The organism is Arthrobacter sp. SLBN-112 (assembly GCF_006715225.1).
GTDB lineage: Bacteria > Actinomycetota > Actinomycetes > Actinomycetales > Micrococcaceae > Arthrobacter.
In genome coordinates this window covers 845,331-858,199 of the sequence record NZ_VFMU01000001.1, presented here as the reverse complement: position 1 = coordinate 858,199, position 12,869 = coordinate 845,331, and the positions used below count along the sequence as shown (strand labels likewise).

Annotated in this window: 5 protein-coding genes and 3 rRNA genes; 7 read left to right on the top strand and 1 reads right to left on the bottom strand. The window is 61.6% G+C overall.

Features of this window, described 5'->3' with window-relative positions; translation table 11 throughout:
- Window positions 1–214 precede the first annotated feature (214 nt).
- The 7 genes from FBY33_RS04000 (at window position 215) to FBY33_RS03970 (ending at window position 11,595) form a co-directional block, all read left to right on the top strand.
- Window positions 215–1,736 (top strand): 16S ribosomal RNA (locus tag FBY33_RS04000).
- A 518-nt stretch (window positions 1,737–2,254) separates the two neighbouring features.
- Window positions 2,255–5,393, top strand: a 23S ribosomal RNA gene (locus FBY33_RS03995).
- 164 nt (window positions 5,394–5,557) lie between these two features.
- Window positions 5,558–5,674, top strand: a 5S ribosomal RNA gene (rrf, locus tag FBY33_RS03990).
- Together the 16S, 23S and 5S rRNA genes form the textbook arrangement of a ribosomal RNA operon.
- A gap of 278 nt (window positions 5,675–5,952) precedes the next feature.
- Window positions 5,953–6,237 (top strand): HU family DNA-binding protein, encoded by a 285-nt coding sequence (locus tag FBY33_RS03985; protein ID WP_011693739.1) that lies wholly within the window; start codon window positions 5,953–5,955, stop codon window positions 6,235–6,237.
- Between the two features lie 135 nt (window positions 6,238–6,372).
- Entirely contained in the window at window positions 6,373–8,532 is a 2,160-nt protein-coding gene (locus FBY33_RS03980) for a cytochrome c oxidase assembly protein (RefSeq protein WP_142029400.1), read from the top strand.
- Window positions 8,532–10,556, top strand: coding sequence for an NHL domain-containing thioredoxin family protein (locus FBY33_RS03975; protein ID WP_142029399.1), 2,025 nt, complete (start codon window positions 8,532–8,534; stop codon window positions 10,554–10,556). The genes FBY33_RS03980 and FBY33_RS03975 overlap by 1 nt, the downstream gene beginning before the upstream one ends.
- Window positions 10,557–10,887: 331 nt before the next feature.
- Complete coding sequence (locus FBY33_RS03970; RefSeq protein WP_235010442.1) at window positions 10,888–11,595, top strand: endonuclease domain-containing protein; 708 nt, start codon at window positions 10,888–10,890, stop codon at window positions 11,593–11,595.
- A 128-nt stretch (window positions 11,596–11,723) separates the two neighbouring features.
- Here FBY33_RS03970 and FBY33_RS03965 read toward each other — a convergent pair whose 3' ends face one another.
- Window positions 11,724–12,716, bottom strand: coding sequence for a hypothetical protein (locus FBY33_RS03965; protein ID WP_200831318.1), 993 nt, complete (start codon window positions 12,714–12,716; stop codon window positions 11,724–11,726).
- Window positions 12,717–12,869: the final 153 nt, after the last annotated feature.

Sequence of the window (12,869 nt, the reverse complement as noted above, 5' to 3'; positions counted from 1 at the left end):
ATCCTGAACGAAGGTTTGGGTGGTGCCGGGTGTGTCTGTTGTTTGAGAACTCAATAGTGTGCCAAGTTTGTTGATACCGATTTTTTATAAATTGGTTGAATTTGCTGTGCCGCCACCCCGTGGTTGGCATGGTGTTTTTAGCTGGTTTCAAATTTTGCAGCTGTTTCTGCCGTTATTTCCGGTGGTTGTGGTTGTGTTTCGTTTTTGTTTTACTTCAACGGAGAGTTTGATCCTGGCTCAGGATGAACGCTGGCGGCGTGCTTAACACATGCAAGTCGAACGATGAAGCCCACTTGTGGGTGGATTAGTGGCGAACGGGTGAGTAACACGTGAGTAACCTGCCCTTGACTCTGGGATAAGCCTGGGAAACTGGGTCTAATACCGGATATGACCTTCCATCGCATGGTGGTTGGTGGAAAGCTTTTGTGGTTTTGGATGGACTCGCGGCCTATCAGCTTGTTGGTGGGGTAATGGCCTACCAAGGCGACGACGGGTAGCCGGCCTGAGAGGGTGACCGGCCACACTGGGACTGAGACACGGCCCAGACTCCTACGGGAGGCAGCAGTGGGGAATATTGCACAATGGGCGCAAGCCTGATGCAGCGACGCCGCGTGAGGGATGACGGCCTTCGGGTTGTAAACCTCTTTCAGTAGGGAAGAAGCGAAAGTGACGGTACCTGCAGAAGAAGCGCCGGCTAACTACGTGCCAGCAGCCGCGGTAATACGTAGGGCGCAAGCGTTATCCGGAATTATTGGGCGTAAAGAGCTCGTAGGCGGTTTGTCGCGTCTGCCGTGAAAGTCCGGGGCTCAACTCCGGATCTGCGGTGGGTACGGGCAGACTAGAGTGATGTAGGGGAGACTGGAATTCCTGGTGTAGCGGTGAAATGCGCAGATATCAGGAGGAACACCGATGGCGAAGGCAGGTCTCTGGGCATTAACTGACGCTGAGGAGCGAAAGCATGGGGAGCGAACAGGATTAGATACCCTGGTAGTCCATGCCGTAAACGTTGGGCACTAGGTGTGGGGGACATTCCACGTTTTCCGCGCCGTAGCTAACGCATTAAGTGCCCCGCCTGGGGAGTACGGCCGCAAGGCTAAAACTCAAAGGAATTGACGGGGGCCCGCACAAGCGGCGGAGCATGCGGATTAATTCGATGCAACGCGAAGAACCTTACCAAGGCTTGACATGAACCGGTAACGCCTGGAAACAGGTGCCCCGCTTGCGGTCGGTTTACAGGTGGTGCATGGTTGTCGTCAGCTCGTGTCGTGAGATGTTGGGTTAAGTCCCGCAACGAGCGCAACCCTCGTTCTATGTTGCCAGCACGTGATGGTGGGGACTCATAGGAGACTGCCGGGGTCAACTCGGAGGAAGGTGGGGACGACGTCAAATCATCATGCCCCTTATGTCTTGGGCTTCACGCATGCTACAATGGCCGGTACAAAGGGTTGCGATACTGTGAGGTGGAGCTAATCCCAAAAAGCCGGTCTCAGTTCGGATTGGGGTCTGCAACTCGACCCCATGAAGTCGGAGTCGCTAGTAATCGCAGATCAGCAACGCTGCGGTGAATACGTTCCCGGGCCTTGTACACACCGCCCGTCAAGTCACGAAAGTTGGTAACACCCGAAGCCGGTGGCCTAACCCCTTGTGGGAGGGAGCTGTCGAAGGTGGGACTGGCGATTGGGACTAAGTCGTAACAAGGTAGCCGTACCGGAAGGTGCGGCTGGATCACCTCCTTTCTAAGGAGCACCTCCAACCTTTTCCTGTCCTGGTGAATGCCGGGGTGGGGGGTTGTCAGGAAGCAAGCCCGCAGCATGGACGTTTGTTCCGTGGCGGGTGCTCATGGGTGGAATATCAACGAATAGGTGCCTGGTGGGATGAACCATTTGTGCTAGTACGGGCCGGCTCCTTTGTGGGTTGGTTCAGGAACGTTGTGTGGTTTGTTCTGCTGGGTAGTGTTTGGCACACTGTTGGGTCCTGAGGCAACAGGGCCGGGGGTTTTTGCCGTCGGTGCTTTGTTTCTGGTTTCCCTGCCATGACGTTCCCGCGCATGCCGGCTCCCTTTTGGGGGTTGTGTGCGGGGGTGTGTGGTGTGGGGTTGTTGTTTGAGAACTACATAGTGGACGCGAGCATCTTGTATAAGAAGCAATTTCCAAGATTAATGAACCTGGATCTGGCTGCGCTGTTGACATCCTTTTTGGGGTGTTGGGGTGTGGTTGGTTTTCGTGGTTCTCTCGAAAATGTTTTTGATCTTTGTGGTCAAGTTTTTAAGAGCACACGGTGGATGCCTTGGCATTAGGAGCCGAAGAAGGACGTAGGAATCTGCGATAAGCCTGGGGGAGTCGATAACCGGACTGTGATCCCAGGGTGTCCGAATGGGGAAACCCCGCCAAGCGCGCGAGTGACTTGGTGACCCGTACCTGAACACATAGGGTGCGTGGGGGGAACGCGGGGAAGTGAAACATCTCAGTACCCGCAGGAAGAGAAAACAATAGTGATTCCGTTAGTAGTGGCGAGCGAACGCGGATCAGGCTAAACCGTTCCATGTGTGATAGCCGGCGGGCGTTGCATGGTCGGGGTTGTGGGACTTTCCATACCAGTTCTGCCGGGCTGGTGGGGTGTGATGTGCGCGCATAGGTGAACGGTTTTGAAAGGCCGGCCAGAGAGGGTGTTAGTCCCGTAACCGTAATGTGTTTGTACCGCCTGTGAGAGTATCCCAAGTAGTACGGGGCCCGAGAAATCCCGTGCGAATCTGTCAGGACCACCTGATAAGCCTAAATACTCCCTAATGACCGATAGCGGACCAGTACCGTGAGGGAAAGGTGAAAAGTACCCCGGGAGGGGAGTGAAACAGTACCTGAAACCGTGTGCTTACAATCCGTCGGAGCCAGTCTGATTCTGGTGACGGCGTGCCTTTTGAAGAATGAGCCTGCGAGTTAGTGTTACGTCGCGAGGTTAACCCGTGTGGGGCAGCCGTAGCGAAAGCGAGTCTGAATAGGGCGTTGCAGTGGCGTGATCTAGACCCGAAGCGAAGTGATCTACCCATGGCCAGGTTGAAGCGACGGTAAGACGTCGTGGAGGACCGAACCCACTTCAGTTGAAAATGGAGGGGATGAGCTGTGGGTAGGGGTGAAAGGCCAATCAAACTTCGTGATAGCTGGTTCTCCCCGAAATGCATTTAGGTGCAGCGTTGCGTGTTTCTTGCTGGAGGTAGAGCTACTGGATGGCTAATGGGCCCTACAAGGTTACTGACGTCAGCCAAACTCCGAATGCCGGTAAGTGAGAGCGCAGCAGTGAGACTGTGGGGGATAAGCTTCATAGTCGAGAGGGAAACAGCCCAGACCACCAACTAAGGCCCCTAAGCGTGTGCTAAGTGGGAAAGGATGTGGAGTTGCGAAGACAACCAGGAGGTTGGCTTAGAAGCAGCCACCCTTAAAAGAGTGCGTAATAGCTCACTGGTCAAGTGATTCCGCGCCGACAATGTAGCGGGGCTCAAGTACACCGCCGAAGTTGTGGATTTCGGATTTTAGCTAAGCCGCCCCTTGTGGGTTGGTTCAGGCGTCCGGAGTGGTAGGGGAGCGTCGTGTGGGCGGTGAAGTCGCGGTGTAAACCAGCGGTGGAGCCTACACGAGTGAGAATGCAGGCATGAGTAGCGAAAGACGGGTGAGAAACCCGTCCGCCGAATGATCAAGGGTTCCAGGGTCAAGCTAATCTGCCCTGGGTAAGTCGGGACCTAAGGCGAGGCCGACAGGCGTAGTCGATGGACAACGGGTTGATATTCCCGTACCGGCGAAAAACCGCCCATGCTGAGCGGGGGATACTAACTGCCCGAAACCTGCCCGACCGTCCTTTGGATGGAAGGGTTTTGGTGGAGCGCAGGACCTGATCCCGGGAGGCAAGCGTATTAACAGGTGTGACGCAGGAAGGTAGCCGAGCCGGGCGATGGTTGTCCCGGTCTAAGGATGTAGGGCGAGTGGTAGGCAAATCCGCCACTCATATAAGCCTGAGATCTGATGGGACCCCCGTTTGGGGGGATTTGGTGATCCTATGCTGCCGAGAAAAGCATCGACGCGAGGTTTTAGCCGCCCGTACCCCAAACCGACACAGGTGATCAGGTAGAGAATACCAAGGCGATCGAGAGAATTATGGTTAAGGAACTCGGCAAAATGCCCCCGTAACTTCGGGAGAAGGGGGGCCCCAACCTTGAACGGTACTAGCGACCGGGAGGGGATCGGGGCCGCAGAGACCAGGGGGAAGCGACTGTTTACTAAAAACACAGGTCCGTGCGAAGTCGCAAGACGATGTATACGGACTGACTCCTGCCCGGTGCTGGAAGGTTAAGAGGACCGGTTAGCCGCAAGGCGAAGCTGAGAATTTAAGCCCCAGTAAACGGCGGTGGTAACTATAACCATCCTAAGGTAGCGAAATTCCTTGTCGGGTAAGTTCCGACCTGCACGAATGGAGTAACGACTTCCCCGCTGTCTCAACCATAAACTCGGCGAAATTGCAGTACGAGTAAAGATGCTCGTTACGCGCAGCAGGACGGAAAGACCCCGAGACCTTTACTATAGTTTGGTATTGGTGTTCGGAGTGGCTTGTGTAGGATAGGTGGGAGACGTTGAAGCCCGGACGCCAGTTCGGGTGGAGTCATCGTTGAAATACCACTCTGGTCACTTTGGACATCTAACTTCGGCCCGTAATCCGGGTCAGGGACAGTGCCTGATGGGTAGTTTAACTGGGGCGGTTGCCTCCTAAAAAGTAACGGAGGCGCCCAAAGGTTCCCTCAGCCTGGTTGGCAATCAGGTGTCGAGTGTAAGTGCACAAGGGAGCTTGACTGTGAGAGAGACATCTCGAGCAGGGACGAAAGTCGGGACTAGTGATCCGGCGGTACATTGTGGAATGGCCGTCGCTCAACGGATAAAAGGTACCTCGGGGATAACAGGCTGATCTTGCCCAAGAGTCCATATCGACGGCATGGTTTGGCACCTCGATGTCGGCTCGTCGCATCCTGGGGCTGGAGTAGGTCCCAAGGGTTGGGCTGTTCGCCCATTAAAGCGGTACGCGAGCTGGGTTTAGAACGTCGTGAGACAGTTCGGTCCCTATCCGCTGCGCGCGCAGGAAATTTGAGAAGGGCTGTCCTTAGTACGAGAGGACCGGGACGGACGAACCTCTGGTGTGTCAGTTGTACTGCCAAGTGCACCGCTGATTAGCTACGTTCGGATGGGATAACCGCTGAAAGCATCTAAGCGGGAAGCTCGCTTCGAGATGAGATTTCCATACACCCTCGGGTGTGAGAGGCCCCCAGCCAGACCACTGGGTTGATAGGCCGGATGTGGAAGCGAGGACTAACGACTCGTGAAGCTGACCGGTACTAATAGGCCAACAACTTACACCACACAGATATATACAAAACTCTGCTTGCGTCCACTATGTGGTTCCCAACCAACAACCCAACACCGGGGTTTTGGCAGGAACCAACAATTGAATAACAACACCACAATGTTGTAACCACAAGATTTCCCACACCCACCAAAACACCGGGGGTGACGGGTAAAAGGGTTACGGCGGTCATAGCGTGGGGGAAACGCCCGGTCCCATTCCGAACCCGGAAGCTAAGACCCACAGCGCCGATGGTACTGCACCCGGGAGGGTGTGGGAGAGTAGGTCACCGCCGGACACACATTAATGGTCGAGGCCCCAACCACACACGGTTGGGGCCTCCCACATTTAACCGCCCAGGACCCGAAGGACCACCCTGGGCAAACCCGCCAGGAAGCACTGAGGCTTCTGCCGAGGGCTGAAAATAGCCCTCGGAAGCGGTGATTAACCTCAAAAAGTGGCGGAAACACGCGGAATTTGCGGACCGGAAGCGCCCAAGCTGGTAAGTTTTCGGACAGTGGCTTGTACGCATGCCGCGTGCAGGCTTCAGAATCAGAATCGTCCAGGAGGACATAAATGGCTAAGAACCGTAGTGAACTTGTTGCAGAGGTAGCAGGCAAGGCCGGCACCAGCCAGGCTGCCGTCAACTCCGTCCTCGATGCACTGTTCGAGGTTTTCGAGACTTCTGTCGCCGCGGGCGAGAAGATCACCATCCCGGGCTGGCTCGCCGTCGAGCGCACCGACCGTGCAGCCCGCACCGGCCGTAACCCGCAGACCGGCGAAACCATCCAGATTGCAGCAGGCCACAGCGTCAAGCTGACCGCCGGCTCCAAGCTGAAGGCTGCAGTCTCCAAGAAGTAAGGCTTGTCCCGTCCGGCACTCAGCCGGCTGGATACAAGGAGCGGCAACCCCCAGGGTTGCCGCTCCTTCGCTTTTAAGGGCCCGCTGGCTTTCACGCACGGATTCGCGGCCCGGGCAGGCGTAGCGGACAATGGAATGGTGTCTTCTGCCGCAAAACCCCGTTCCACCGCGCCCCAGTCCGATCCTGGCAAGGGAGCTGCGGTCCGGGACGCCGGAAGCCGGGGGATCCCGGTGCCTTGGCAGCTGGCCGGCCTGGCAGCACTCTTCCTGGGCCTCGCAGCAGCACTGATCTTTTCCGGCGCTGCAGCGGCCCGCAGTGTTGCCGACCCCGGTGCCCTGGTGCGTTGGGGCCTGCCTGTCAGCAAGGCCGTCCATAACGTCTCCCTGGCGACGGTCGTCGGTGGCCTGATCTTCGCCGTCGGGATTCTCCCCAGAGCCCTCAACGCCCGCGGCCGCGACCGGGAAGCGGCAGTCAACGGTGCACCCGAACATCCCGCCTTTACCCGCGTCCTGGCTGTGGCCGCCGTCGCCGGTGCTGTGTGGACCTTGTCCGCCATCGCAGTCCTGGTGCTCACCTATGCCGACGTTGCGGGGCAGGGTTTGTCCGGCGACCAGGCGTTCACCCAGGCCCTGGTGTATTTCATGACGGATATTGAAACCGGCCGGGCTTGGCTTGCCGTCATCATCATCGCCGCGGTGGTGACCACAGCGCTGTTCGGCGTCAGGTCACTGGGCGGCCTGGCGCTGACCCTCGTCCTGGCCCTCATTGGCCTGGTCCCCACCGCCTTGATCGGCCACTCGTCCAGCTCTTCCGACCACGAGGGCGCCATCAACTCACTCGGCCTGCACCTGGTGGGCGTGAGCACCTGGGTGGGCGGCATCATCATCCTGGCCCTGCTGTCCGGGATCCTCACCGGGACCAAGGCCGGGGCAGCCACGGACATCACCGAACCCACGCTCCGGCGGTTCTCCACCCTGGCCGGGTTCGCGTTCGTGCTGGTCTTCGCCTCGGGCATCATCAACGCCAGTATCCGGGTCACCAGCTGGTCTGATCTTTTCGGCTCCGCCTACGGCCAGCTGATCCTGGCCAAGAGCGCAGCCGCGGTAGTGCTGGGCGGCATTGGCTTCATGCACCGGCAGTGGGTCATCCCGCAGCTGGGCCGCAAGGGCTCCACCCTGTCCTCGCGGCGCGTCCTCTGGCAGCTGGTGCTGGCTGAGCTGTTGATCATGGGCGCCACCTCCGGCATCGCCGTGGCCCTGGGCCGCTCCGCTCCACCGCAGCCCACCGAACCGGCGCCCAATGCCTCGGCCGCCTTCATCCTCAGCGGCTACGACCTGCCGCCGGAACTGACGCCCGAACGCTGGTTGACGGAATGGCGCCTGGACTGGCTCTGGGTGGCAGTGGCCCTCTTTGGCCTGGTGACTTATTTCCTGGGTGTGGCCAAGGTCCGCCGCCGCGGCGACTCTTGGCAGTGGTTCCGGTCCGTGAACTGGGTCATCGGCCTGGTGGTCCTGACCTACATCACGTCCGGGCCGCCGTCGGTCTATGGCCGCGTCCTGTTCTCCGCGCACATGGTGGACCACATGGCCCTGACCATGGTGGCCCCGATCTTCCTGGTGCTGGGCGCCCCGGTGACCCTTGCCCTGCGCGCGCTGCCCGCGCGCGGCGATGGCTCACGCGGCACGCGGGAATGGCTCCTGGTGTTCGTGCACTCGAAGTTCTCGCAGCTGGTCACCCACCCGCTGTTCGCGGCCGCGAACTTTGCCGGCTCGATCGTGCTGTTCTACTACTCGGACCTGTTCGGCTTCGCCATGCGCGAGCATGTGGGCCACGAACTGATGAACCTGCACTTCCTGCTCACCGGATACATCTTCGTGCTGAGCATGATCGGCACCGACCCCCTGCCGCTCCGTGCGCCGTACCCCATGCGGCTGCTCCTGCTGCTGGCCACCATGGGCTTCCACGCTTTCTTCGGCGTCTCCATCATGGGCGGCACTGGGCTGCTGGCCGCGGATTACTTTGGCAACCTTGGCCGCGCCTGGGGACCGTCAGCCCTCGTTGACCAGCAGACCGGCGGCGCGGTGGCCTGGGGCATCGGCGAGGTGCCAACGCTGCTGGTGGCGATCGGCGTCGCCATCATGTGGTCCAGGTCCGACCAGCGGGAGACCAAACGGGTGGACCGCGCGGCGGACAGGAATAATGACGCCGATCTGACCGCTTACAACGATATGTTTGCCAAATTGGCCGAACGCGACGCCAAGCTGGCTGAACGCAACAAGCTGGAAGGACGCTGATGAGCGAAACCGTACGCACGCATGCCCGGGTCCGGGCCTCCGAACTGGTGGGCCGCAACTGGTTGAACACCGGCGGCAAGAGCCTGGACCTCGAGGCCCTGCGCGGCAAGATCGTGCTGCTCGATTTCTGGACCTTTTGCTGCATCAACTGCCTGCACGTCCTGGATGAGCTGCGGCCGCTGGAAGAGCAGTACTCGGACGTGCTGGTCACCGTGGGGGTCCACTCGCCCAAGTTCGAGCACGAGGCCGATCCGGTGGCGCTGGCCGCGGCCGTGGAGCGCTACGAGATCCACCACCCCGTGCTGGACGATCCGGAGCTGGACACGTGGAAGGCCTACACCGCCCGCGCCTGGCCCACCCTGGTGGTCATCGACCCCGAGGGCTACATCGTGGCCCACCTCTCCGGCGAGGGCCACGCGGACGGGCTCGCCGTGCTGATCCCCGAGCTCATCGCCGAACACGAGGCCAAAGGCACCCTGCACCGCGGCTCCGGCCCGTACGTGGCGCCCGAGGCGACCTCCGGGACCCTGCGCTTCCCCGGCAAGGCTTTGTTCCTGCCGGCGGGCCGAGGTTCCGGCGCTCCGGCTGGAACGTCCGACGACGGCTCCTCCGCAGGTGCCACGGCCGGCGGCGCCGCGGACAAGGGTTCCTGGCTGGTCACCGACACCGGCCACCACCGCCTGGTGGAGCTGGGCACCGACTTCCAGACCGTCCTGGCCACCTTCGGCTCGGGCACCAAGGGCTACGCCGATGGTTCCGCCGCGGGCGATACCGCCAGCGCACAGTTCAATGAGCCCCAGGGCCTGGTCCTGCTGCCGGAAGATGTGGCAGCCAAGGCCGGCTACGACGTCGTGATTGCCGACTCGGTCAACCACCGCCTGCGGGGACTCTCGCTCACGGACGGCAAGGCCTCCACCCTGGCCGGCAACGGCATCCAGCGGCTGCTGGAAACCGGCCCGGCACGCGTGGATGAAGAGGGTGCCGGGTTCAGCGGGTCGCTGGGCAGCGATCCGCTGGAGGTTGCCCTGAGCTCGCCGTGGGACGTGGTGTGGTCGCGCAAGCTGAACGCGGTGGTGGTGGCCATGGCCGGCACGCACCAGATTTTCAGCTTCGATCCCATCACCGGTGCGGTGGCCATCATTGCCGGCAACGGGCTGGAAGGCCTGCTCGACGGGCCCGCCCATGAGGCCTGGTTCGCCCAGTCCTCCGGCTTGGCCGAGGACGCCGACGGCAACATCTGGGTGGCCGATTCTGAAACCTCCGCCCTGCGCAAGCTGGTCATCGCCGAGGGCGGCACCGTCACCGTGGAGTCCGCGGTGGGCAAGGGCCTGTTCGACTTCGGCTTCCGCGACGGCCCCGCGGCAGAAGCACGCCTGCAGCACCCGCTCGGAGTGACAGTCCTGCCCGACGGCTCCGTGGCGATCGCGGACACCTACAACGGAGCCGTGCGCCGCTATGATCCCGCGTCCGGCACGGTGTCCACCCTGGCCCGCGGCCTCGCAGAGCCCTCGGACGTCATTGTTGACCACACACAGTCAGCCGGCTCGGAGCCCCTGCTGGTGGTGGTGGAGGCGAACAAACACCAGCTCGTCTACGTTCCCATCCCCAAGGAAGCACAGCAGGTGGATGAGGGAGCGTCCCAGACCCACCGACCCAAGAGCCCCGTGGCTCCCGGACCGCTGGATCTGACCGTCCGCTTCACCGCGCCCACCGGGCAGAAGCTCGACGACCGCTGGGGCGACCCCACGCAGCTGAAGATCTCCTCCACCCCGCCGGAGCTGCTGGTGTCCGGCGGCGGGACCTCCGTGGGACTGCTGCGTACCCTGGAGCTGTCCCGGGACGTGCCCGAGGGCGTGCTGCACATTACCGCCCGGGCCGCAGCCTGCGATGGCCCCGAGACCGAGGACGGCGAAATCCCCGACCACGCCGCCTGCCACCTGTACCAGCAGGACTGGGGCATCCCGGTGGTCCTGCAGGCCGATGGCGACACCGAACTGGTCCTGGACCTGCGCGGCATGGACTGACCCGGCCGGCTGCTGCCTGAAAGGCTGCTTTCTTGTGACCCCGCGTCACGGGAAGCAGCCTTTCGCGTTTCCGGCGTAATGGCAGCCCCGGAACTCCGGGGTTTTCGTTGTCCGAGGGCCCTGAAAGCGTGCTTGGCGTGACGCGGACTGTGTTCGCTGCTGTCCACATAGGCCCGGGGCAGGCTGTCAGGTAACTTCAGGAGCCGGGGAGCATGGGCGTATGGATGCCCTCAAAGCCCTGGAAAGTTGCGGCGGCGCCGCCCGAAGGTTAGCCCTGTCAAGGCTGGGAGTGGATGATGCCGCCCTTCGGCGTGCGGTAAGGGCCGGGGTGATGCAACCCGACCGAGGGCTCTATGCGCTTCCGACGGCGCCTCCGGACTTGGTTGCCGTGCTGCGGAACCGGGAGCTGCTGACGTGTTCCAGCGCCGCGGCTGCTTACAGCCTTTGGTCACTCCCCTCGGACGGAAGGCGCCACGTTTACCACCGCCGGCAGGACGCTGTCTGTGGCGACGCCGTCCACCACAGTGGACTTCTCCTGCCGCCTTCCCCGCTTCAGCCGGTGGCCGCACTGGCAGATGTGTTGATCCATGCGCTGCGATGCCTGCCGTTCGCGGAGTCGCTGGTGATGGTGGAGTGCGCCGTCACGCGCGGCGACATGACTGTGGATTTCCTGCGCCAGCGGTTACCCGGACATCGCAACGGAAGGGCCAGGGCGGTCCTGGACTGGGTGGACAGTGGGGCGGATTCCCTCCTGGAGACCCTGGCACGGACGTACTTCCGCAAGGCAGGGATCCAAGTGCAGCCGCAGGTGTACCTGGAACGGGTGGGCTATGTGGATCTGCTGCTGGATGGCTGGCTGGTGGTGGAACTGGACGGGAGGCATCACGCGGAGTGGAAACAGGTTCAAAAGGACCATCGCCGCAACAACGAGTCGGTCCTGCAGGGGTACACGGCACTCCGCTACTACTACGCCGACGTGGTGTTCCGGCCGCAGGAGATGGTGGAGCAGGTGCTTGCGGTCCTGAAACGACGGCGGTAGCCGGCCGGAGGCGTCACGCGGAGCAGGTTTTCACCACCGCTGAGTTGCCGGAACCCTGGAAAATCAAGGGCGGCAGCACGCACCAGGCCTGAAAGCGTGTCTGGCGTGACGCGGACTAACCGGAGGGGCTAGAAGCTCAGCATCGGGGTGACTTTGACGGTGTCACCGGCGACGTCCAAGCGGGTGGTGAAGCTAAAGTCCACCTCCTGGTCCAGCGGGTACCAGGCCCCAGTGAACGAGTTCTGTTGCAGCGCCTCCACCTTGGCCTTGCCGTCCAGGGGTGCCACCACCCAGCGGCCGTCGAACGGCTCCACCGATACCCCGGGGTATTCGGTCACGGTCCATCGGATGCTGCCGTCCTGGACCCTGTTGTTGCTGGTGTAGTAGAACGGGCAGTCGGGCTGGAGCTTCTGTTCCTTGACGGCCTCCGCCGCGCAGGTGTCCAGGAATTCCCGGATCTTGGCAGCAACATCGTTCTTCAGCTTGTCCGTGGCCTGGGTCAGCAGGTTGAGCGGCGCCACGGGGGTGTCCTTGGAAGTGACGGTGGCGCGGGTGGCCGGTGCCGAGAAATACTGCCCGTCGAGGGAGGCCTCGTACTCGCCGGGGTAGAACACCGCGAAGGAGTTGCGGCCGTTGGGCATGTTGACCGGGACGCCGTTGACTGTTGCCTCGCTGCCGTTGACCACGGTGATATCAACCGTGGGCAGCCGGGACGGGACGAATGCCCAGGTGTTGAAGAACAGCCACTCGGTGCCGGTCTTCTGCAGCAGGAATTCCGTGTGCAGCCGGCTGCCGTCGATGGTGTACTCGAGGGGCACCATCACCTGGTTGTTGGGACGTTCTTCGGGATCACCAATGGCGATATTGGCCAGGCGGGCGGCGGACGTCTGCAGGCCCGGGCCATCCAGCATGGCGGCGTTGCTTGGCGGGACTGCGGCCTTCAGGAGCCCCAGCGCACGCCCGCCGTCGCCGCTTTTCAGGGCGTCCAGATACTCCCTGACCGGCTGCTGCGGGCTGGCCACGGTATTGTTCACCACATTGATGGCCACCACGGCTCCGGCGACGGCAAGCATGAGGCCCAACAGCCATCCGGCCGCGATCCTCACCAACGCTTGACTCATCTGCACGTTCCTTACAGTAACGGCAGTGCGGACACACACTAAAGTTAGGGTCCCCCCTAATCCGCCGTGCAACGCCCCTTTAACGCCCGACGGCGGGAGGCCAGGACAGCGTCACCAGGAACCTTGGGCAGGTCCCCGGGACACCCGGTGCAG